The organism is Stenotrophomonas mexicanensis (assembly GCF_032911605.1).
Taxonomy (GTDB): Bacteria; Pseudomonadota; Gammaproteobacteria; order Xanthomonadales; family Xanthomonadaceae; genus Stenotrophomonas; species Stenotrophomonas maltophilia_A.
In genome coordinates this window covers 1-21,421 of record NZ_JAWJTG010000043.1, presented here as the reverse complement: position 1 = coordinate 21,421, position 21,421 = coordinate 1, and the positions used below count along the sequence as shown (strand labels likewise).

Here is a 21,421-nt window from a genome sequence, read left to right as displayed (position 1 = left end):
CTATGCGCGACCACCACCGATGCTGCTGGCAGTGCTCCCGCGCGAACGGATCAGGCAGCCGGAACCGGAAGCAGATCCATCACTCTGGCAACGACATCTGCGATGCCGATGCCTGTGGTGTCGATGAGGACAGCATCGTCTGCCGGCTTCAGGGGCGCCACGGTACGCTGAGCATCACGGGCGTCGCGGGCCATGATCTCGCGCAGGAGGTCATCAAAGTTAACAGAAACCCCCTTGTCTTTCAACTGCTTATGCCGGCGCTCGGCGCGCTCCTCGGCACTGGCGGTCAGGAAGACCTTGTAGGAGGCGTCCGGGAAGATCACCGTGCCCATGTCGCGGCCATCGGCGACCAGGCCGGGCAGCTCCCTGAATGCGCGCTGGCGCTCCTTCAGGGCAGCCCGGACCTCGGGAATGGCGGCGATGGCCGAGGCCAGCGCGCCGGTGGTCTCCAGGCGCAGCTCGTCGGTGGCATCGGTCCCGTTCACCATGACCCGCATGGCTTCACCCTGCTCGACAAACTGAACGTGGGTATCAAAGGTGCAGCGGACCAGCGCCGAGGCATCGGAGGTATCGATGTCGGCCCAGCTCGCGGCCACGCCCACCGCCCGGTACAGCGCGCCTGAATCCAGGTAATGCCAGCCCATCCGGCGCGCGATGATGCGGCTGATGGTACCCTTGCCGGCCCCTGAAGGGCCGTCGATGGTCAGGACGGGAGCGAGTGGATTCATGGGGTTCCCAGAGCGTGTGAAGGGGTCATTCTAGCCCCTGTCAGACGCCCCCAATGGGATCTTTTGTGCAACCACTTGAAACCACGAGGAAAAGCCCGGTAGAATGGCGGGCTTGAACGAGCGTCAACTGCCGATTGTCTTTCGCATATCGCGGCCACGCTCCACCCGAACAACTACTGTTTACGCCGAGGTATGCCATGAAAGTCCTGTCCTCCCTGAAGTCGGCGAAGGCCCGTCACCGTGACTGCAAGGTCGTGCGTCGTCGTGGCAAGATCTTCGTCATCTGCAAGTCGAACCCGCGTTTCAAGGCGCGTCAGCGCTAAGCCCAACAGCCTTCGCGGCTGCGGCTGGCCCTACGCGGGGCCGACCCGATGCAAAAAGCCGCCTTCGGGCGGTTTTTTGTTTATGCGGCTTTTTCCTGCCGTTTTTGCTGTAATCGCCTTTCTTGACCACTGGGGAGTAGATCGAGATGAAGCGTTACCTGTCCGCCCTGTCCGCCCTGGCCGTGATGGCCGCCCTGGCCGCCGCCACGCCGGCGCTGGCCGATACCCTGCTTGTCGACCGTGCCCGCGAGAAGCCGGCCGGTGCCCTGCCCGTGCGCGGCCAGAGCATGCAGCAGGTACAGGCGCAGTTCGGCGCGCCGAGCGAGCAGCTGCAGCCGCGTGGCGGGCAGAAGCGGCAATGGCCGACCATCAACCGCTGGGTGTACCCGCAGTTCACCGTCTACTTCGAGAAGCAGAAGGTGATCGACGTGGTGGCCAACCAGGCGGACCCGAACGAAATCGGCCCGAAACCGCCGATCCGTTGATCCCTTTACCCGCCCTGGGCGGGCCTGTGTAGCGAGACCATGAACCAGACCCTTCGTTTTCCTGCCGAGTGGGAAGCCCAGAGCGGCGTCCTGATTGCCTGGCCCACCGCCGACACCGACTGGGCCGACCGCCTGGGCCAGGTGGAAGAGACCTACATCGCGCTGGTCGCGGCCATCACCCGCTTCCAGCCGGTGCTGATCTGCGTGGCCGACGACGATGTGGAGACCTATGCCGAGATGCGGCTGCGCTCCAACCGCATCGACATGGACAAGGTCCACTTCACCACGGCGGCCTACGACGATACCTGGTTGCGCGACTCCGGCCCGATCACCCTGCGCCGTGCCGACGGCGGCTTCCAGCTGCTGGATTTCCGCTTCACCGGCTGGGGCGGCAAGTTCGACGCCACCCTGGATGACCAGCTGGTGGGCGTGCTCGACCAGGCCGGCGTGTTCAACGACGCACCGGTGCGCAGCATTCCGTTCGCGCTGGAAGGCGGCGGCATCGAAACCGATGGCGAAGGCACCCTGCTGACCACCTGGAAGTGCCTGCACGAGCGCCACCCGGACCGCGACCGCGCCAGCCTGACTGCCGACCTGGCCGACTGGCTGCAGCAGGACCGCGTGCTGTGGCTGGACCACGGCTACCTGGAAGGCGACGACACCGACGCGCACATCGATACCCTCGCCCGCTTCGCCTCGGCTGACAGCATCGTCTACCAGGCCTGCGACGACGAGAGCGACTCGCACTACGCCGAACTGCAGGCGATGGGCAATGAGCTGGCCGCGCTGCGCACCAAGGACGGCCAGCCGTACCGCCTGTTCCCGCTGCCGTGGGCACAGCCGGTGATCGACGAAGGTCGCCGCCTGGCGGCGTCGTACGCCAACTACCTGATCGTCAATGGCGCGGTGCTGATGCCGGCCTATGGTGATCCGGCCGACGACCTGGCCCGCGATGTACTGGCGCAGGCGCACCCGGGCCGCGAAATCGTGCAGGTGCCCTGCCGCTCGCTGATCTGGCAGAACGGCAGCCTGCACTGCATCACCATGCAGCTGCCGGCAGGGTTGTTGAAGGCATGACGGATGACGCCGGGCCCCGCCCGGCGCTCTCCTTGTAGAGTCGAGCCATGCTCGACTGCCTTTCCGCGCGATCTGACCGGAGAGCAGTCGAGCATGGCTCGACTCTACAAAGGGCGGCCCATTCAGCGCGCGACACGCCGTCGCCGCCCATCCGCGCTAACATGCAGGTTTTCCCCCGCAGGAACGCCCCGCATGAACTCGCGCAGCCCCCTTACCGTCGCCCTGATCCAGGAGCGCAACCACGGTGATGCCGCCGCCAACCTGGCGGTGATCGAAGCACGCGTGGCCGAGGCGGCTGCGCAGGGTGCCAAGCTGGTGCTGCTGCAGGAACTGCACAACGGCCCGTACTTCTGCCAGCACGAATCGGTGGACGAGTTCGACCTGGCCGAGCCGATCCCGGGCCCGAGCACCGAGCGCCTGGGCGCGCTGGCGAAGAAGCATGGCGTGGTGCTGGTCGGCTCGCTGTTCGAGCGCCGTGCTGCCGGCCTGTACCACAACACCGCGGTGGTGTTCGAGAAGGACGGTACGCTGCTCGGCAAGTACCGCAAGATGCATATCCCGGACGATCCGGGCTTCTACGAGAAGTTCTACTTCACCCCGGGCGACATCGGTTTCAAGCCGATCGATACCTCGGTGGGTCGCCTCGGCGTGCTGGTGTGCTGGGACCAGTGGTACCCGGAAGCGGCACGCCTGATGGCGCTGGCCGGCGCCGAGCTGCTGCTGTACCCGACCGCGATCGGCTGGGACCCGGACGATGTGCAGGACGAAAAGACCCGCCAGCGCGACGCCTGGGTGCTGAGTCACCGCGGCCACGCCGTGGCCAACGGCCTGCCGGTGCTGAGCTGCAACCGCGTCGGCCACGAGGCATCGCCACTGGGCGCGTCGGGCATCCAGTTCTGGGGCAACAGCCACGTGCTCGGCCCGCAGGGCGAATTCCTGGCCGAAGCCGGCACTGACGCCACCGTGCTGCTGTGCGATGTCGACCTGCAGCGCAGCGAGCACGTGCGCCGCATCTGGCCGTTCCTGCGCGATCGCCGCATCGACGCGTACGGTGACCTGCTCAAGCGCTACATCGACTGAGCCGGAGCCCGCGCATGGCCGTCCTCATCCGTGATGCCGGCCCGGCCGACATCGCCGCGATCACCGCGATCTACGCGGTGGAAGTGACCGACTTCGTCAACACCTACGAGTACGACATCCCGGACGCGTCCGAGATGCTGCGCCGCATGCGCGACATCATCGACCGCGGCTTCCCCTACCTGGTCGCCGAGATTGACGGCCAGGTGGCCGGCTATGCCTACGCCAACACCTACCGCACCCGCGTTGCCTACCAGTGGACCGTGGAAAACTCGGTCTACGTCGATGCCGCGTTCCAGGGCAAGGGCGTTGGCACCGGCCTGCTCCAGGCCCTCATCGACGCCTGCGTGGCGCGTGGCTACCGGCAGATGGTGGCGGTGATCGGCGAACCGACCAATACCGCTTCAATCAAGCTGCACGAACGCTTCGGCTTCGAGCTGGTCGGCGTGTTCCGTGGCCTCGGCCGCAAGCATGGCCGCTGGCTGGATACCGTGCAGATGCAGCGCGCGCTCGGCGATGGCGCCGACACCGCACCTTCCAATGAATGAATCCATGACTGAAACCCTTCCTGACACCGGCGACGACCTGTTCGCCGGCCAGCCGGTGCGCGTTGTTGAACGCGACGGCGTGCGCTACACCCTGCTCGGCACCGCGCACGTTTCGCGCGCCAGCGTCGAGGCGGTGGAAAAAGCCATCGATAGTGGCCGCTTCGACGCGGTGGCCGTCGAGCTCGATCCGCAGCGCCTGCAGGCCCTGAGCGACCCGGACACCCTGGCCAAGCTCGACCTGGTCGAGGTGATCCGCAAGGGCCGCGTCGCCCTGTTCGCCGCCAACCTGGCGTTGTCCGCCTATCAGCGGCGCCTGGCCGAACAGCTCGACATCGAGCCGGGCGCCGAACTGAAGCGCGCGGTGGAACTGGCGCGCGAGCGCAACCTGCCGGTACACCTGATCGACCGTGAAGTCGGCCTGACCTTCCGCCGTGCCTCGCAGCGGCTGGGCTTCTTCGGCAAGCTGAAGCTGGTCGCCGGGCTTGGCGCAGGTCTGTTCTCATCCGAGGAAGTGGGCGAAAACGAGATCGAGAAGCTCAAGCAGGGCGACATGCTGGAGTCGAGCTTCGGCGAGTTCGCCAGCGAGAGCCCGGCGCTGTACGAGACCATCATCGGCGAGCGTGACCGCTACATGGCCACGCGCCTGCGCGAAGAACACGATCCGCAGCAGCGTGAGGTGCTGGCAGTGGTCGGTGCCGGTCACCTTGCCGGGCTGGCCCGCTACCTGGAAACCGACACCGAAGCACCGGCACCGCTGCGCGCCGAGCTGGAAGCGGTGCCGAAGAAGCGCAACATTCCGTGGTTCACGCTGGGCATCCTGGCCATCGTAGCGACCGGCATCGGCGTAGGTTTCTACCGCGGTGGTCTGGGCGTGGGCACCGAACTGCTGGCGACCTGGGCGATGTATACCGGCGGCCTCGCCGGCCTGGGCTGCCTGCTGGCCGGCGGCCATCCGCTGAGCATCCTCACCGCGATCGCGGTGGCGCCGTTCAAGCCGTTCCGCCTGAGCATCCCGACCGGCGCATTCTCGGCCCTGGTGGAAGCGCGCCTGCGCAAGCCGGCGTATGAGGACTTCCTGAAGCTGCGCGACGATGCGCAGAGCCTGAAGGGCTGGTATCGCAACCGCGTCACCCGCGTGGTGCTGACCTTCATGCTGACCAACATCGGCAGCATGCTGGGCCTGTGGCTGACCACGTTCAAGGTGTGGGGCAAGGTCGCCGGTTGATTGCAACGCCCCGCCGGGCATGGCCCGGCGCTACCGGCCGCACGGCGTCTGCGCGCGCGACCGGCAGGTGCCAACCTTGGTTGGCACGCTTTACGCCGACCGTAAAGATCGGCCGAGCATGCTCTGCGCAGAACATCAAAAAAAGGGGGAGGCCGCCCCACTACGACCGGCCTCCCCCACACCACAACACGTTGGCGCGCATTACGGTCGAGCAAGCTCGACCACTACACGGGGGTACCCGGCACGATCTCCAGACCGCGGGCGCGGCGGATCAGTCGCGTGACCGCACTGCGCAGGTCATCCAGCACTGCATAGATCGTCGGCAGGAACAGCAGGCTGACCACGGTCGAGAACGCCAGGCCGCCGGCAATCGCGCGCGCCATCGGCGCGTACTCCGGGCCGTTGCCGAACATCTGCGTACTGGTCAGCGAGATCGGCACCATCGCCAGGATCGCCGTGCCCATGGTCATCATGATTGGCCGCAATCGCTCGCGTGAGCCCTCCACCAGCGCCTGGGTGCGTCCCATGCCGCCGCGCCGCAAGTTGTTGATGTGCTCGATCATCACGATGCCGTTGTTCACCACCACACCCATCAGCACCAGGATGCCGATGAAGGACATGATCCCGAACGAGGTGCCGGTGATCCAGAACAGCCAGAACACACCGAAGATCGAGAACAGCACGCCACTCATGATCGCCGCCGGGAACAGCAGCGACTCGAACACCGCCGCCATCACCACGTAGATCATCACCAGCGCGATCAGCAGGTTGAACACCATCTGCTGCATCGCTTCGTCGTCGTTGCCGTAGTCACCGCCATCGAAGGTGAAGCCATAGCCGGCCGGGAAGTTCATCGGCTTGAGCACCGACTCCATCGCCTTGCGGCCATCCGGCGCAGTGACCTTCTCGGCCAGGTTGGCCTTGATGGTCAGCGTGGTCTGGCGGTTGGTGCGACCGATCTGGGTGGCTGACGAACCGACATCGACGGTGACCAGGCTCAACAGCGGCACGCTGCGGCCATCGCCGGTACGCACGCTGAAGCCGGCCAGGTCTTCCGGGCTGCTCTGCTCGGCGCCGGCGAAACGCACCCACACCGGCACTTCGTTGTCGCCGCGGCGGAACTCGCGCATCGGCGCACCGCGCAGCGCCAGGCCAACGAAGCTGGCCACCTGCTCGGCATTGAAGCCGAATGCGGCGGCGCGCTCGCGGTCGACGCGCACCTTCAGTTCACCACCCTTCTCGCCGTTGTCGATGCGCACATCGCGCAGCTCGGCGCGCTGGGCCAGCAGCGGCACCACTTCCTGGCCGATCTCCTGCAGCATCGAACTGGAGTCGCCCACCAGCTGCACCTGCACGCCCTGGTTGCCGCCACCGCCGCCATCACCGCCCTGGTTGCCGACGAAGTAGTCGGTGCGGGCCGACTTCGGCAGGCCCTTGCGCAGTTCTTCCTGCAGCGCCTTGATGTCCTTGGCGTACTTCTCGTCCAGGGTGACCACGGTGGAGCTGCCTTCCTGCTCGCTGTACCAGGAATACACCTGCTTGACGTGCAGGCGCTCGCGGTTGGCGTCGATCCAGTTCTCCACCCGCGCCACTTCCTCGGACATCTGCCGGTAGGTGTAGGCGCCCTTCCACATGTAGCCGATGAAGATGTCCTTGCCGCCGTCGCCACCGAACATGTCGACCTTGGTCAGCTTCATCGGCACCAGGCTGACCAGCACCACCAGCACGATACCGAGCAGGCTCCAGCCGCGATGGCGCAGCGACCAGTCCAGCAGTGTCGCGTAGCGCCGCTGCAGGCGCGCGATCACGCCGGTCTGCGAGTGCACCAGCTTCGGCGTGGCCATGCGCGCGGACAGCATCGGGATCAGGCTGACCGCGACCAGCCACGAGGCCAGCAGCGAGACCGAGATGGTGATCGCGATCTGCGCCATGAAGATGCTGATGTTGTTGGTCTCGCCGAACAGGTTCGGCACGAACACGATGCAGTGGCACAGCGTACCGGCGCTGAGCGCGATGGCCACGTTGCGGGTGCCGATGATCGAGGCCAGGCGCGGCTGCCCCGGCATGCGCTCGCGCTCCTGGTAGATGCTCTCCACCACCACCACGGCGTTGTCGACCAGCATGCCGACCGCCAGCAGCAGGCCCATCATGGTCAGGATGTTCAACGTCACCCCGGCGAAGTACATGAAACCCAGGGTGATGGTGAAGCAGATCGGAATGGCCAGGGTCACCATCAGCGTGGATGGCCAGTGGCGCAGGAAGAAGAACAGCACCGTGATCGACAGGATCAGGCCGACCGCACCGGCCTCGGCCAGTTCCAGCAGCGAGGAGGTCACCGCCTTGCCCTGGTTGTCGATCACCTTGATCTGCACGTCGCGCATCGACGCTTCGGCACGGATGGATTCAACCTCGGCCAGTGCCGCGCGCGACACTTCCACCAGATTGGCACTGCGCTCCTTGAAGATATCCAGGCCAACCGCCGGGTTGCCGTCCAGGCGGCGGCCGTAGTTCATCCGCGCCGGCTTCAGGCGCACATCGGCGATATCGCCCAGGCGCAGGCCCTTGGCGTTGATCACCAGATCGCGCATTTCCTGCAGGTCGGTGATCTCACCCACTGGCTGCACGCGCACGCGCTGGCCGTTGTCGTCGATCTGCCCGGCCGAGATCGAGAAGTTCAGCGTGCGCAGGCGCTCGCTCAGCTCGTTGATGCTCAGCCCGTGCGCGTTGAGCCGGTTCGGATCGATGGCGATCTCCACCTCGTTCGGCGGCGCGCCGGTGATGTCAACGCGGGCCACGCCGGGGATGCGCTCGATGCGCCGCTTGAACTCGCGATCGAGCATGTCGTACGCAGTGGTCAGGTCGGTGGTGCTGGCCAGGCGCACCTTCAGCACCGGCTGGTCGCTGCTGGACCACTTGAACACGTTGTAGCGCTGCAGGTCATCGGGCAGGTCGCTGCGGATCGCATCGATGCGCTCGCGTGCATCGGAGGCGGCGATGGCGATGTCGCGGTCCCAGTCGCTGAACTCGATGAAGATCAGCGCCGCTTCGGAGGTGGCCGACGAGCGCATGCGCTTGATGCCGGTCATCGTCGCCAGCGACTCCTCGACCGGACGGATGATGGTCCGTTCCACTTCCTCCGGGGTGGAGCCGGTGTACGGAATCTGCACGAACAGGAACGGCGCGGAGATGTCCGGCAGCGCTTCCAACGGCAACCGGAACGAAGCGATCAGGCCGATCACCACCAGCGACACGAAACACATGATGGTGGTGACCGGACGGCGGATGGAGAACTCGGCCACACTCATGCCGGTTCCTCCGTACCCGCCGCACTACCCACTGCACCCGGCTCGATCTCACCGGCATGCTTGCGGCCACGCTCGCGGTAATAGGCGTCACCACGGCGGTCCATCAGGTCGTAGACCACCGGGATCACCAGCAGGGTCAGCAGGGTCGACACCAGCAGGCCACCGATCACGGTGATCGCCATCGGCGCGCGTACTTCCGCGCCCTCACCCATCGCCACCGCCAACGGCAGGAAGCCGAACAGCGTGCACAGCGTGGTCATGATGATCGGCCGCAGGCGCGAGCGCGCACCTTCCACCAGCGCCTCGTGCTTGGCCACGCCAGCCTCGCGCAGCTGGTTGACCTTGTCGATCAGGATGATCGCGTTCTTGGTGACCAGGCCGACCAGAAGGATCAGGCCAATGAACACCACCACCGAGATGGGCTTGCCGGTCAGCATCAGCGCCAGGATCGCACCGACCAGCGCCAGCGGGATGGTGAACAGGATCACGAACGGGTGCAGCAGCGATTCGAACTGCGAGGCCATCACCAGGTAGACCAGGAAGATCGCCAGGCCGAAGGCGAAGATCAACGACTTCGCCGCCTGCTCCAGCTCCTCACCCTGGCCACCGATGTGCAGGCCGACGCCCGCACCCAGCGGCTGCTCGGCGACCATCTGCTGCACCTCGCGCATGGCCGCGCCGAGGTCGATGTCGCGCAGGTTGGCCGACACCACCGCCACCCGGGTCTGGTCGGCGCGGTGGATTTCGCTGGGGCCAGTGGTGGCGACCACTTCGGCCACCGCGTCCAGCGTGACCGGACGGGTGCTGCCCGGGTTGACGATCAGCCGGCGGATGCTCTCCACGCTTGCGCGGTCGCCCTCCTGCGCACGCACCAGCACGTCGATCTTGCGGTCACGGAAGCTGTAGCGGGTGGCGACATCGCCGCGCACCTTCTTCACCACCACGTCGGCGATCTGGCGCGTGGTCAGGCCCAGCGCACCGGCACGCTCCTGGTCGAAGCGGATCTGGATTTCCGGGAAGCCCTCTTCCACCGTCGACTTCACATCGGCGTAGTGCGCATTGCCGCGCAGCATCGCCGCCAGGCGCTGGCCGGCCACTTCCAGGGTTGCCATGTCCTGCCCGCGCAACTCGATTTCCAGCGGCGTGGAGAAGCTGAACAACGCCGGCCGCGCGAAGTCGACCTGTGCCCCCGGATGCTGGCCCATGGTGTCACGCAGGCGCTCGGTGATCTCGGCTTCGGTACGCGCATTGCCGCCGCCTTCCATCACCACGGTCAGCTTGCCGATGTTCTCGCCGCTCTCGGTCGGGCTCGCATCCAGGCGGGTGCCACTGCCACTGACACCGTACAGCGAGGCCACGCCTTCGCCCTTGCCGTGTGCCAGCTGCAGTTCGCGCACCAGCGCATCGGTCTGCTTCAGCGGCGTGCCGGCCGGCAGCTTCACCGTCATCTCGAAACGGTCCTGCGCCAGCTGCGGAATCAGGTCGGCACCGAGCATCGGCACCAGCGCCATGGTCGCCACGAAGATGATCGAGGCGACACCCAGCACCTTGCCCGGATGCGCCAGTGCGCTCGGCAGCAGGCGCAGGTAGCCCCGCTCGGCACCGGCATAGGGTTTCATCGCCAGATCGCTGGCCTTGCGCATCACCGGGCCCACCACCGCCACCACGCCACGCCACGCCCGCACGACCAGCCAGGCCAGCGCGTAGAAGCTCCAGCGCGCGGTCGCCACGGCACCACGACGGCCCAGTGCCACCGGCTTCTGCCAGCGGTTCTGCGGTTGCCACGGTTCGTTCGGCGCTTCTTCCGGGAACGCCAGCGGCGGCCGTCCCTTCAGCGAGCTCAGCATCGGGATCAGGGTCATCGACACCAGCAGCGAGATCGCGATGGCGATCGCCACGGTCAACGCCTGGTCGCGGAACAGCTGGCCGGCGATGCCATCGACGAACACCAGCGGCAGGAACACCGCGATGGTGGTCAGGGTGGAGGCGACCACCGCCATGCTCACTTCGCGGGTACCGGCGATGGCCGCCTGCAGAATGCCCAGGCCACGCTCGCGGGCCTTGGCGATGCTCTCCAGCACCACGATCGAGTCATCCACCACCAGGCCGGTGGCCAGTGCCAGACCGCCCAGCGACATCACGTTCAAGCTCAGGCCGAGCTGGCCCATGAAGAAGAACGTGGCGATGATCGAGACCGGCAGCGACAGGCTGATCACGAACGTGCTCCAGCCATCACGCAGGAACAGGAAGATGATCAGGATCGCCAGCAGGCCGCCGATCACTGCATCCTTCTTGACGTCGGCGATGGCGTGCTCGATGAAGCGCGACTGGTCCTCGATGGTGGTCATCTCGACGTCGGACGGGAACGTGCCCTTGATCTGCTCCAGGCGCTTGCGCAGCGCTTCGGCGGTGGACACGGTATTGGCGTCGCCTTCTTTGTAGATCGCCAGTTCGACCGACTCCTTGCCGCCCAGGCGGATCACCGCTTCGCGCTCCTTGTAGCCTTGGCGCACGGTGGCCACGTCCTTCAGGCGCACCGGCACACCGTTGGCGACCACGCTGGAACCACCGCCGGACGATGCGCTCTGCGCCGCCGATGCCGCCGCGATGGCTGCCGCCGAACCGGTCGACGCGGCGATGTTGAACATCTGCTGCAACGCCGAGTCGGCCGCGCTGCCGTTCGACGCCTGGGTGGTGACCAGCAGGTTGCGGATCTCCTCCAGATCGGCGAACTGGTTGACGGTGCGCACCAGGAAGCGCTGCGAGCCCTCCTCCAGGCGGCCGCCAGAGATGTTGATGTTCTCGTCCTTCAGGCGCTTGATGACGGTGTCGATCGGCAGGTTCAGCTGGGCCAGCTTCTGCTGGTCGATGTCGACCTGGATCTCGTCTTCCAGGCCACCGCCGACCTTGACTGCGGCCACGCCGCTGACCGGCTCCAGCTTCTTCTTCAGGTCTTCATCGGCATAGCGGCGCAGGCCGGTCAGCTCGCGGACCGCATCGGCATCGCTGGTCGGCGCCACCTTGTTCGACAGCACCAGGCGCATGATCGGCTCGGTGGACGGATTGAAGCGCAGCAGCACCGGGGCCTTGGCCTCCAGTGGCAGGTTCAGCGCTTCCATCTTGTCGCGCACCTCCAGGCTGGCCTGGTCCATGTTGGTGCCCCAGGCGAACTCCAGCACTACATCGCTCTGGCCGGTGCGCGAGACCGACTTCAGCTTGCGCAGGTTCTTGACCACGCCGACCGCTTCTTCAACCGGCTGGGTGATCAGGGTTTCGATTTCGGTCGGCGCCGAACCGGTGTACTCGGTGCGCACGGTCAGCGTCGGGTAGCTCAGGTCGGGCAGCAGGTTGACCTTGAGGTTGCCCAGCGCGATCAGGCCGAACAGCAGCAGCGTGACCGTGCACATGGCGATGGTCACGCGGCGGCGGGTGGCGAATTCCACCAGGCCGCCGCGCATGCTGGCGGCGGCGCCGTCGCTCGCCGGCGAGGCACCGTGGTCGTGGCCCGGGGCGGTCATTGCTTGCTCCCGGCCTTGTCTGCCGGCTTGGCCGACGCTGCGACCGTCTTCGCCTTTGCCTTCGGATCGGCGATCACCTGCACTGCGGTGCCGTCGCGCAGGGCGACCTTGCCGGCGGTGACCACCTGATCACCGGCCGCCAGGCCATCACGGATCTCCACCCACGGGCCCTCGGCGTAACCCAGCTTGACCGGAACGCGTGCGACCTTGCCTTCGCGCACCCGGAACACCGCCGGCTCACCATCGTCGAGCAGCGCCAGGCGCGGCACCACCAGCGCATCGGCACGCTGGTCGTAATCGATGCGGATGCGACCGAACATGCCGGGCTGCAACGCGTGCGCGGCGCCATCGAAGGCACTGACCACGCGAAACGTACCACTGCCCGAATCCACCACCGGTGCGATGCGATCGACCGTGCCGGTGAAGCTCTGGCCCGGCAGCGCGTCGGCGGCCAGCGTCACCGGCTGGCCGGCGCGCAGGGTGGCCAGCTCGCGCTCGGGCACGTTGAGGGTGGCTTCCAGCCGCGAGTTGTCGACGATGCGGAAGATCGGCGTGTTGATCTGCACGAAGTTGCCGGTCTTGATCGAGCGCGAGGCGATCACGCCGGAGATCGGCGCCACCACCGTGGTGTAGGACAGTTCCAGCGTGGCCAGGCGGTACTGCGCGCGGACGTTTTCCAGGTCGTAACGCAGCTGGTCGACGTCGGCGGCGCTGACCATCTGCTGGCCAACCAGTTTCTGCGCGCGCTGGTAGTTGTTTTCCAGCTTGCGCATCTGCGCTTCGCTCTGCGCCACGGCCAGCCGAGCGCGGTCCGGGTCCAGACGTACCAGCGGCTGGCCGGCGGTGACCCGCTGGCCTTCTTCAACCAGCACCGCCAGCGCCACGCCGGAAGTCTTGGCCACCACCTGCGACTCGGCGCGTGGTTCCAGCGCAGCGGTACCGGTGTAGCTGGCCGCGACAGCACGGTGGCTGGCCACGGCCACTTCGACCGGGACCGCATCGACCTTCTTCTCCTCCTTGGTCTCGGCGGCCTTGGCTTCGGAATTGGGCCCTGCGGCGCAACCGCCCAGCAGCAGGGAGGTGGAGATCAGCAGTGCGGCAGCGCAGATTCCGCTGCGACGGCCGGACAGGAAGGTTGGGTGCGACATCGTCAGATCCCTGGAGGATGCGTGGACAGGTGTGGTAGCAAAGTAATGCACCACTTCACGGCAACACCATATCCCAAAGGTCATGGTGTCTTCGTGCCACTGGTCGGCCCGCCCCCCATTTCAGCTAGATGAAACCTGGGGCTATACTCGGGTCGTTCCGTACCCCACGCCGGAACGACCAGACCCGAATCCCCGGAAACGACACCATGCGCCCGCAGCCGCTCGCCGCTTGTCTCGCTCTGGCCGTCCTCCTGCCCCTTGGGGCCGCCGCACAGCCCGCTCCTGCTCCTGCCACACCCGCCCCGGCTCCGGCTCCCGCCGCTGCCCCGGCGCCTGCCGCCCCCACCGGCAACTTCGACAATGGCCGTGTCCTGGCCTATACCTGCCAGGGGTGCCATGGCATCACCGGCTACAAGAACGCCTACCCCAGTTACCGGGTGCCGAAGATCGGCGGCCAGACCCAGCAGTACCTGGCCCAGGCCCTGACCGAGTACCGCCAGGGCAAGCGCAGGCATCCGACGATGCAGGCGCAGTCGATGAGTTTCAGCGAACAGGAGATCGCCGATCTCTCTGTTTACCTGTCCACCGTCAAGTAAGGCCCGCCCATGTCGAAAGCCGCGCATCCGATGCGTCACGCCATCGCCCTGTCCGTTGCCCTGCTGCTGGCCGCCTGTTCACAGTCGCAGGTGGAAAACAGCGAGAAATCCGCCGCCGACCCGGGCCATGCCAGCGGCGAACACGGCTCTTCATCCTCCGCCGGCCTGCCTCCGGGCCGCGAGGCCGCCGGTGAAGCTCGCGCCAAGGTGAAGAGCAAGGCCACCAACCAGAGCTGCATCGACTGCCACGGCGCCGACGGCAACGCGCCGATCGATGCGACCTATCCGAAGCTGGGTGGGCAGTACGGTGATTACCTGGCGCATGCGCTGCAGGCCTACCGTGCCGGTGACCGCCAGCATGCGCTGATGACGCCACAGGCGAAGGACCTGAGCGATCAGGACATCGCCGATCTGGCGGCGTATTTCGGCAGCCGGCCGAGCCAGCTGCGGGATCTGCACGGGGTCAAATGACCACGCTGCGCGGATCATGACTGCTGCAATCTGAGGCGTTCATGGGCGTTACTTTTCTTTGCGCGCAAAGAAAAGTAACCAAAAGAAACGCTCCGCCGTCCGCGAGCCGATGCTGCGCACCGGTACCCTGCGCTCCTCGGCCCACCGAGGGACGGCGCGGGAACTCGCTGCGCTCAGACACCCGCGCCTCTTCGCCCTCGCCGGACCTGCGGTGCTCGGCTCGCTTCAAGGCGGAATCAGATCAAAAGCCACAGCCGCCCGCCGGGCGAGACGGCCGTTGCAGACGCTCAGCCTTCCAGCTCTTCCCAGCGCGCGTACGCGGCATCCAGCTCGGCCTGCACCTTGGCCAGCTGCTGGGTGTGCGCGGCTACTTCGGCACTGCTGCGGGTGTAGAACGACGGGTCGTTCATCGCCGAGGTCAGCCCTTCGACGTCGCCTTCCAGCTTCTCGATGGTCTTCGGCAGCTGCTCCAGTTCGCGCGCTTCCTTGTAGGCCAGCTTGCGCTTGGGCGCAGCCGGAGCAGCGGCCGTAGCGGCCGGTGCAGCAACCGCCGGCTTGGCTGACGGGGCCGCAGCAGGCGTCGCCAGACTGGCCGCATAGCGCTGCCAGTCGCTGTAACCACCGACGTACTCACCGATCACGCCATCGCCTTCCATCACCAGCGTGGAGGTCACCACGTTGTCGATGAAGTCACGGTCGTGGCTGACCAGCAGCAGCGTGCCGGTGTACTCGCCCAGCAGCTCTTCCAGCAGCTCCAGGGTTTCCACGTCGAGGTCGTTGGTCGGTTCGTCCATCACCAGCAGGTTGGACGGCTGCGCGAACAGCTTGGCCAGCAGCAGGCGGTTGCGCTCGCCACCGGACAGGCGGGTGATCGGCGCACGCGCACGTTCCGGGGTGAACATGAAGTCCTGCAGGTAGGCATGCACATGCTTGCGCTTGCCGTTGAACTCGAGGAAATCACGGCCCTCGGCCACGTTCTCGATGGCGCTCCAGTCTTCGCGCAGCACAGCGCGGTACTGGTCGAAATAGGCAATCTGCAGGTTGGTGCCGGGATTGACCTCACCCTTCTGCGGCTGCAGTTCGCCCAGCAGCAGCTTCAGCAGCGTGGTCTTGCCGCTGCCGTTGGGGCCGATCAGGCCGATGCGGTCACCACGCAGGATGGTGGTACTGAAGTCACGGACCATGGTGCGCTCGCCGAAGGCGAACGAAATGTCCTTGACGTCGATGACCTTCTTGCCGGAGCTGACGCCCTGCGCGGCTTCCATCTTGACGTTGCCGCTGAGGTCGCGGCGCTGCGAGCGTTCGGTGCGCATCGCCTTCAGGCGGCGCACGCGGCCTTCATCGCGGGTACGCCGGGCCTTGATGCCCTGGCGGATCCAGACTTCTTCCTGCGCCAGCAGCTTGTCGAAGCGGGCGTTCTCCTGCGCCTGCGCGTTGAGGCGTTCCTCGCGGCGGCGCTCGTAGTTGGCCCAGTCGCCCGGCCAGCTGGTGACCTGGCCGCGGTCGATCTCGACGATGCGGGTGGCCAGCGCACGCAGGAAGCGGCGGTCGTGGGTGACGAACACCACGCTGCCGCTCCAGCCCTTCAGGAACGCTTCGAGCCAGTCGATGGCTTCGATGTCCAGGTGGTTGGTCGGTTCGTCCAACAGCAGCACGTCGGGGCTGGACACCAGCGCGCGGGCCAGCAGCACGCGGCGCTTCATGCCGCCGGACAGGCGGCCGAACTCGGCCTCGCCATCCAGGTCGAGCTTGGTCAGGGTTTCGCTGACACGCTGGTCCAGGCCCCAGCCGTTGGCGGCGTCGATCTTGGCCTGCACGTTGCCGAGGGCTTCGCCATCGAATACATCGGCATGGCTGAGGTGGTGGAATTCGGCCAGCCACTGGCCCAGTTCGCCGAGGCCGTCGGCGACGACGTCGAACACCGAGCCAGCAGCGCCGTGCGGCACTTCCTGCTCCAGGCGGGTGACACGCACGCCCTGCTGCACGCGGACTTCGCCGTCATCGGGCTTGTGGTCGCCGGACAGCAGCTTGAGCAGGGTGGATTTGCCGGCGCCGTTGCGGCCGATCAGGGCGATGCGTTCGCCCGGCTCGATCGACAGTTCGGCCTTTTCCAGCAACAACGGGCCGCCGACGCTGAAGTCGACGTTCTGCAGAGTAATCAGAGGCATCCGGATATTGTACGGGTTGGGGGCGTCGGCCGGGTTGCACCCGGCACCCGCGGTAGTGCCGGCCGCTGGCCGGCAACCTCAACGGCAACGGCAGAAGCTGGTTTCCTGTGGGAGGCTACCGCGATCTGTCGGGGCGGCATTCTGCTCTGGTGGGTGTCGACCTTGGTCGACACGGTAGATCCACGCCATGCGTGGATGAGCGCTACAAGAAGTGTCGATGGATGGAATCGACTGGGAATCTGATGGCTTACCCCACCTCTCCCAGCAACGCCTGCAACCCCGGCAGCCATTGCTTGCCGGGGTGGCGTACCAGCCACAGGGTGCGCTGCAGGGCGGGCAGCGGGGTCTCGAGCACGCGCAGGCGGCCGAGGGCCAGCGGCTCTTCCAGCGCATGACGCGAGAGACAGGCCAGACCGAGCCCGGCGATGGCGGCCTGCTTGATCGCTTCGGTATTGCCCAGCTGCAGGGTCTGCGCGAAACCGCGCAGGTGCGGCAACAAGGCCTGCTCCACCGCTTCGCGGGTACCCGAGCCCGGTTCGCGCAGCAGCCAGCGTGCGCGGCGCAGTTCGTCCAGCGACCAGCGCGCGGGGGCATCGGTGGCGGCGACGATCACCAGCGGGTCCTGCTGCCAGGCGGTGACCTGCAGGCCGCGCTCGTGGCACGGGCCTTCGATCAGGCCGGCGTCCACATCCAGGCGCTGCACGGCAGCAACCACGCCGGCACTGTTGTCGATGCGCAGGTCGACCTCGGCCTGTGGCGCCTGGCGCAGCAGATCGGCGATGCGTGGGGGCAGCAGGTAATTGCCGATGGTGGTGCTGGCGGCCAGCACCAGCCGCAGTGGTGCGCCCTGCGACGGGTCGCCGCCGGCGGCCAGCTGCCGCTCCAGATCGGCGGCGTTGACCAGCAGAGTGCGCGCCGGCTCCAGCAGCGCGCGGCCATGTCCATTCAGGGCCAGGCGGCGGCCGATGCGGTCGAACAGCGGGGTACCGAAGTGCGCCTCCAGTTCCTGCAGCGCGGCACTGCTGGCCGACTGTGAAAGGGCGATGGCCTGGCCGGCGGCGGTGGTGCTGCCGTGATCGGCGATGGCGACGAAGACCTGAAGCTGGCGCAAGGTGAGGCGCATGGCTGTTACCCGCTTGATAGGTAGGTTTCACCCATATTATTCGTTTTACAGGTCGATCAAGCAGGCGCACGCTTGCCCTATCCCTCCAGCCCTGCCCCTGCCATGAACGCCCCCGCTCTCCCCTCCTGGTCCCTGCCCGCCCTGCGCCAACGCTGGCAGCCGCGTCTGCCCGGCCTTCTGCTGGTGGGCCTGATCGCGGCGGCGTCGCTGTACCTGGCCGAGCTTCCCTGGTTGCAGGCGCATGGCCTGAGTGCACTGACCGTCGCCATCGTCGCCGGCATCGTGGTCGGCAACACCCTCTACCCGCGGCTCGCGCCAAGCAGCGCGGCCGGCGTCGGTTTCTCCAAGCATTGGCTGCTACGCGCCGGCATCGTGCTGTACGGCCTGCGCCTGACCTTCCAGGACATCGGCCATGTCGGCGTCAGCGGCGTGCTGATGGACGTGCTGGTGGTGGCTAGCACCTTCGGCCTGGCCTGCTGGCTGGGCGTGCGTGTGTTCAAGATGGAGCGTGAGGCGGCAATGCTGATCGGTGCCGGCAGCGCGATCTGCGGCGCGGCGGCGGTGATGGCCGCCGAACCAGTGGTGCGCGGCCGTGCTGCGCAGGTCACGGTAGCGGTGTCGACAGTGGTGGTGTTCGGCACGCTGGCGATGTTCCTGTATCCCGCCCTGTATGCGCTGGTGCAGTCGCACGGCTGGCTGGCGATGGACGCGCAGCAGTACGGCTTGTTCACCGGTGCGACGGTGCATGAAGTGGCACAAGTGGTGGCGGCTGGCCGCGCGGTCAACGAAGCGGCGGCCGATACCGCAGTGATCACCAAGATGGTGCGGGTGATGCTGCTGGCGCCGTTCCTGGTCGCGCTGTCGCTGTGGCTGGCGCGTGGCGGCAAGGCCGGCGCCGATGGCAGCAAGGCGCGCATCGTGGTGCCGTGGTTCGCGTTCGGTTTCGTGGCGGTGGCCGGGTTCAACTCGCTGCATCTGCTGCCGGCCAGCCTGCAGGCGGGGCTGGTGCAGCTGGACACCGTGCTGCTGGCGATGGCGATGGCCGCGCTGGGCCTGACCACCCACGTCTCGGCGCTGCGCCAGGCAGGCCTGAAGCCGCTGCTGCTGGCGCTGATCCTGTTCGGCTGGCTGCTGTTCGGCGGGCTGGCGATACACCAGGGTGTGCTGGCGGTGCTGGGCTGAGCAGGAGCGTGCCGACCAAGATCGGCACCCACCAGTAGATCCACGCCATGCGTGGATGGCGGCTCCAATTGGGGGGCAGAGCCCTTTCCTGCGGAAAGGGATCCGACCCCACCCCATTAGGCGGGGCCGGCCGCGCGGGCGGGTACAATGCGCCATGACTGATTTCTCGACCCTGCCGCTGAGCCCGGCCCTGCAGCCCGGCCTGGACGCCCTCGGCTACACCACCCTCACCCCCGTGCAGGCGCAGAGCCTGCCGGCCATCCTGGATGGCCGCGATGTGATCGCACAGGCGCCGACCGGCAGCGGCAAGACCGCCGCCTTCGGCCTGGGCCTGCTGCAGTCCATCGACCCCAGCCTGATCCGTGTGCAGGCGCTGGTGCTGTGCCCGACCCGCGAACTGGCCGACCAGGTCGGCAAGCAGATCCGCAAGCTGGCCACCGGCATCCCCAACCTGAAGCTGCTGCTGCTGGTCGGCGGTGTGCCGCTGGGTCCGCAGCTGGCCTCGCTGGAAGGCCATGACCCGCACGTGGTGGTCGGCACGCCCGGCCGCGTGCAGGAGCTTGCACGCAAGCGCGCGCTGAATCTTGGCGCGGTGCGCACGCTGGTGCTGGACGAGGCCGACCGCATGCTCGACATGGGCTTCGAGGAGCCGATCCGCGAGATCGCCGGCCGCACCCACAAGGACCGCCAGAGCCTGCTGTTCTCCGCCACCTTCCCCGACAGCATCCGCGCCATGGCGCGTGACCTGCTGCGCGACGCGGTGGAAGTGACCGTGGAAGGCGCCGACCAGGCCCCAGCCATCCGCCACCTGTTCTGCGAGGTGGAACCGGCACATCGCCAGAAGGCACTGGCCGGCCTGCTGCTGAAGTACACGCCGGAATCGGCGGTGGTGTTCTGCAACACCCGCAAGGACGTGGACGAAGTGGCCAACTCGCTGCAGCAGTTCGGCTTCTCCGCACTGGCCCTGCACGGCGACATGGAGCAGCGCGACCGCGAGGAAGTGTTGTTGCTGCTAGCCAACCGCAGCTGCAACGTACTGGTGGCCAGCGATGTGGCCGCACGCGGCCTGGACGTGGAAGAGCTGGCGGCGGTGATCAACTACGAGCTGCCGACCGACGTGGAGAGCTATCAGCACCGCGTGGGCCGTACTGGCCGTGCCGGTGCCAGCGGCCTGGCGATCAGCCTGGTGGCCGGCCGCGAGAAGACCCGTGCCGAAGCCATCGAAGCGCAGATGGGTCAGGCGCTGGACTGGCAGAAGACGCCGCTGGCGACTTCGCGCCCGGCCGAGCTGCCGCAGGCCGCGATGCGCACGCTGCGGATCGACGGCGGCAAGACCGACAAGCTACGCCCGGGCGACATCCTCGGTGCACTGACCGGCGACGCCGGCCTGTCGAGCAAGTTCATCGGCAAGATCGCGATCTTCCCGACCCGCTCCTATGTGGCGATCGCGCGAGAGCAGGCCAACAAGGCCGTGGCCAAGCTGGAAGCCGGCAAGATCAAGGGCCGACGTTTCCGCGTGCGGATGATGTGATTGAAGCAACGTTGCCAACCACGGTTGGCAACGACGTGACCTGGTAGGGGCCAACCTTGGTTGGCCCATCCGTGGCGCCAGTCGCGAAAGGCGCTGCCAACCAAGGTTGGCAACTACCGGCTCCAGGCCATTCGCTCTGGTAGATGCCAACCTTGGTTGGCACCTACCCTTCGATCAGAACACCAGTTCGGTGTGCAGCGGCAGGCCCGATTCCCAGCGGGCGCGACCACCGAGGCCGTCCAGTTCGACCAGTACACCGGCACCGACCACGTCAACGCCCAGCCGGCGCACCAGCGACAGCGCGGCGACCAGCGTGCCGCCAGTGGCCAGCACGTCGTCGATGATCGCCACGCGGGCACCGGCCGGCAGCGCGTCGGCGTGCACTTCGATGCAGTCGCTGCGGTATTCCAGCGTGTATTCCTCGCGCAGCACCTGGCCCGGCAGCTTGCCCGGCTTGCGCACCGGCACGAAGCCCACGCCCAGTTCCAGCGCCATCGCGGCGCCGAGGATGAAGCCACGCGATTCGATACCGATCACCGCGTCCAGCTTCTGGTCGCGCCAACGGTCGGCCATCGCGGTGATGGCACCGCGGAAGTCCTCGCCGTGGGCGAGCAGCGGCATGATGTCCTTGAAGAGGATGCCGGGCTTGGGGAAGTCGGCGATGTCGCGCAGGCGGGAGGCCCACTGCGGAGCGACGATGGCGTCGGTCATGTCACGTTGGCTATCTGATGGCGGCATAGGGTACCTGTTCCGGGCGCCGCCTGCCTGTTGGGGGGTATCGGCCGGGCTGCGCCCGGCACCTGCAGAGGCCAGGTCAAACGCCAGAGCAAAAGCGGATTCCGTGGCTTGGCGGGGCGGTGTCGGAGTGCGGGGACGCCGCAAGTACGTCCCTGTAGGCTTGGCAGCCGCTTGCTCG

At 67.0% G+C, this 21,421-nt stretch carries 17 protein-coding genes; 10 read left to right on the top strand and 7 right to left on the bottom strand.

Going from position 1 to position 21,421, the window contains the following annotated elements; genetic code table 11:
* Positions 1-50: 50 nt before the first annotated feature.
* Positions 51-728 (bottom strand): (d)CMP kinase, encoded by a 678-nt coding sequence (gene cmk / locus R1L06_RS16470; protein WP_032130077.1) that lies wholly within the window; start codon positions 726-728, stop codon positions 51-53.
* Positions 729-925: 197 nt separating this feature from the next.
* Here cmk and ykgO point away from each other — a divergent pair, with 197 nt between their 5' ends.
* From ykgO to R1L06_RS16440, 6 genes are all read left to right on the top strand, one after another.
* Positions 926-1,051: a type B 50S ribosomal protein L36 gene (ykgO, locus tag R1L06_RS16465; RefSeq protein ID WP_005409283.1), complete on the top strand. Its 126-nt coding sequence runs from the start codon at positions 926-928 to the stop codon at positions 1,049-1,051.
* Between the two features lie 185 nt (positions 1,052-1,236).
* The gene (locus R1L06_RS16460; RefSeq protein WP_373695432.1) at positions 1,237-1,536 is read left to right on the top strand and encodes a hypothetical protein; all 300 of its coding nucleotides are present in this window, start codon (positions 1,237-1,239) and stop codon (positions 1,534-1,536) included.
* 39 nt (positions 1,537-1,575) lie between these two features.
* Positions 1,576-2,613 (top strand): agmatine deiminase family protein, encoded by a 1,038-nt coding sequence (locus R1L06_RS16455; protein ID WP_014036892.1) that lies wholly within the window; start codon positions 1,576-1,578, stop codon positions 2,611-2,613.
* 192 nt (positions 2,614-2,805) lie between these two features.
* Positions 2,806-3,693, top strand: coding sequence for a carbon-nitrogen hydrolase (locus R1L06_RS16450; protein ID WP_005409280.1), 888 nt, complete (start codon positions 2,806-2,808; stop codon positions 3,691-3,693).
* A 14-nt stretch (positions 3,694-3,707) separates the two neighbouring features.
* The gene (locus R1L06_RS16445) at positions 3,708-4,238 is read left to right on the top strand and encodes a GNAT family N-acetyltransferase (RefSeq protein ID WP_005409279.1); all 531 of its coding nucleotides are present in this window, start codon (positions 3,708-3,710) and stop codon (positions 4,236-4,238) included.
* A gap of 4 nt (positions 4,239-4,242) precedes the next feature.
* Positions 4,243-5,463, top strand: coding sequence for a TraB/GumN family protein (locus R1L06_RS16440; RefSeq protein WP_143048236.1), 1,221 nt, complete (start codon positions 4,243-4,245; stop codon positions 5,461-5,463).
* 224 nt (positions 5,464-5,687) lie between these two features.
* Here R1L06_RS16440 and R1L06_RS16435 read toward each other — a convergent pair whose 3' ends face one another.
* From R1L06_RS16435 to R1L06_RS16425, 3 genes are read right to left on the bottom strand one after another with little or no spacing between them, the layout of a single operon-like run.
* Positions 5,688-8,768: an efflux RND transporter permease subunit gene (locus tag R1L06_RS16435; protein ID WP_317218229.1), complete on the bottom strand. Its 3,081-nt coding sequence runs from the start codon at positions 8,766-8,768 to the stop codon at positions 5,688-5,690.
* Positions 8,765-12,286 carry an efflux RND transporter permease subunit gene (locus tag R1L06_RS16430; protein WP_373695431.1) on the bottom strand — a complete coding sequence of 1,174 codons (3,522 nt, stop codon included), beginning with the start codon at positions 12,284-12,286 and terminating at the stop codon, positions 8,765-8,767. The genes R1L06_RS16435 and R1L06_RS16430 overlap by 4 nt, the downstream gene beginning before the upstream one ends.
* On the bottom strand, positions 12,283-13,434 hold the full coding sequence (locus R1L06_RS16425; protein WP_121503068.1) for an efflux RND transporter periplasmic adaptor subunit: 1,152 nt from the start codon (positions 13,432-13,434) through the stop codon (positions 12,283-12,285). Before R1L06_RS16425 ends, R1L06_RS16430 begins: the two co-directional genes overlap by 4 nt.
* Before the next feature lie 206 nt (positions 13,435-13,640).
* Between R1L06_RS16425 and R1L06_RS16420 the strand changes: the two genes are divergently transcribed.
* Together R1L06_RS16420 and R1L06_RS16415 are read left to right on the top strand one after the other, a co-directional pair.
* Positions 13,641-14,030: a c-type cytochrome gene (locus R1L06_RS16420; protein ID WP_005413034.1), complete on the top strand. Its 390-nt coding sequence runs from the start codon at positions 13,641-13,643 to the stop codon at positions 14,028-14,030.
* Positions 14,031-14,039: 9 nt separating this feature from the next.
* Positions 14,040-14,501, top strand: coding sequence for a c-type cytochrome (locus R1L06_RS16415; protein ID WP_006361215.1), 462 nt, complete (start codon positions 14,040-14,042; stop codon positions 14,499-14,501).
* 287 nt (positions 14,502-14,788) lie between these two features.
* Here the strand turns inward: R1L06_RS16415 and R1L06_RS16410 are convergent, their stop codons facing one another.
* Positions 14,789-16,669, bottom strand: a complete 1,881-nt coding sequence (locus R1L06_RS16410) for an ATP-binding cassette domain-containing protein (RefSeq protein ID WP_317218228.1) — start codon at positions 16,667-16,669, stop codon at positions 14,789-14,791.
* Between the two features lie 247 nt (positions 16,670-16,916).
* Complete coding sequence (locus R1L06_RS16405; RefSeq protein ID WP_125895769.1) at positions 16,917-17,792, bottom strand: LysR family transcriptional regulator; 876 nt, start codon at positions 17,790-17,792, stop codon at positions 16,917-16,919.
* 102 nt (positions 17,793-17,894) lie between these two features.
* Between R1L06_RS16405 and R1L06_RS16400 the strand changes: the two genes are divergently transcribed.
* Both R1L06_RS16400 and dbpA read left to right on the top strand, forming a co-directional pair.
* Positions 17,895-18,974, top strand: a complete 1,080-nt coding sequence (locus tag R1L06_RS16400) for a YeiH family protein (protein ID WP_317218227.1) — start codon at positions 17,895-17,897, stop codon at positions 18,972-18,974.
* A gap of 154 nt (positions 18,975-19,128) precedes the next feature.
* The gene (dbpA, locus tag R1L06_RS16395) at positions 19,129-20,505 is read left to right on the top strand and encodes an ATP-dependent RNA helicase DbpA (protein WP_149909086.1); all 1,377 of its coding nucleotides are present in this window, start codon (positions 19,129-19,131) and stop codon (positions 20,503-20,505) included.
* A 174-nt stretch (positions 20,506-20,679) separates the two neighbouring features.
* On the opposite strand, the gene R1L06_RS16390 is transcribed toward dbpA, so the two are convergent.
* Positions 20,680-21,216: an adenine phosphoribosyltransferase gene (locus tag R1L06_RS16390; protein WP_049423694.1), complete on the bottom strand. Its 537-nt coding sequence runs from the start codon at positions 21,214-21,216 to the stop codon at positions 20,680-20,682.
* Positions 21,217-21,421: the final 205 nt, after the last annotated feature.

Excerpts from the sequence above, each read along its gene's own strand:
- cmk (WP_032130077.1), bottom strand. The coding sequence starts at position 728 with ATGAATCCACTCGCTCCCGTCCTGACCATCGACGGCCCTTCAGGGGCC.
- ykgO (WP_005409283.1), top strand. The coding sequence starts at position 926 with ATGAAAGTCCTGTCCTCCCTGAAGTCGGCGAAGGCCCGTCACCGTGAC.
- R1L06_RS16460 (WP_373695432.1), top strand. The coding sequence starts at position 1,237 with ATGGCCGCCCTGGCCGCCGCCACGCCGGCGCTGGCCGATACCCTGCTT.
- R1L06_RS16455 (WP_014036892.1), top strand. The coding sequence starts at position 1,576 with ATGAACCAGACCCTTCGTTTTCCTGCCGAGTGGGAAGCCCAGAGCGGC.
- R1L06_RS16450 (WP_005409280.1), top strand. The coding sequence starts at position 2,806 with ATGAACTCGCGCAGCCCCCTTACCGTCGCCCTGATCCAGGAGCGCAAC.
- R1L06_RS16445 (WP_005409279.1), top strand. The coding sequence starts at position 3,708 with ATGGCCGTCCTCATCCGTGATGCCGGCCCGGCCGACATCGCCGCGATC.
- R1L06_RS16440 (WP_143048236.1), top strand. The coding sequence starts at position 4,243 with ATGACTGAAACCCTTCCTGACACCGGCGACGACCTGTTCGCCGGCCAG.
- R1L06_RS16435 (WP_317218229.1), bottom strand. The coding sequence starts at position 8,768 with ATGAGTGTGGCCGAGTTCTCCATCCGCCGTCCGGTCACCACCATCATG.
- R1L06_RS16430 (WP_373695431.1), bottom strand. The coding sequence starts at position 12,286 with ATGACCGCCCCGGGCCACGACCACGGTGCCTCGCCGGCGAGCGACGGC.
- R1L06_RS16425 (WP_121503068.1), bottom strand. The coding sequence starts at position 13,434 with ATGTCGCACCCAACCTTCCTGTCCGGCCGTCGCAGCGGAATCTGCGCT.
- R1L06_RS16420 (WP_005413034.1), top strand. The coding sequence starts at position 13,641 with ATGCGCCCGCAGCCGCTCGCCGCTTGTCTCGCTCTGGCCGTCCTCCTG.
- R1L06_RS16415 (WP_006361215.1), top strand. The coding sequence starts at position 14,040 with ATGTCGAAAGCCGCGCATCCGATGCGTCACGCCATCGCCCTGTCCGTT.
- R1L06_RS16410 (WP_317218228.1), bottom strand. The coding sequence starts at position 16,669 with ATGCCTCTGATTACTCTGCAGAACGTCGACTTCAGCGTCGGCGGCCCG.
- R1L06_RS16405 (WP_125895769.1), bottom strand. The coding sequence starts at position 17,792 with ATGCGCCTCACCTTGCGCCAGCTTCAGGTCTTCGTCGCCATCGCCGAT.
- R1L06_RS16400 (WP_317218227.1), top strand. The coding sequence starts at position 17,895 with ATGAACGCCCCCGCTCTCCCCTCCTGGTCCCTGCCCGCCCTGCGCCAA.
- dbpA (WP_149909086.1), top strand. The coding sequence starts at position 19,129 with ATGACTGATTTCTCGACCCTGCCGCTGAGCCCGGCCCTGCAGCCCGGC.
- R1L06_RS16390 (WP_049423694.1), bottom strand. The coding sequence starts at position 21,216 with ATGACCGACGCCATCGTCGCTCCGCAGTGGGCCTCCCGCCTGCGCGAC.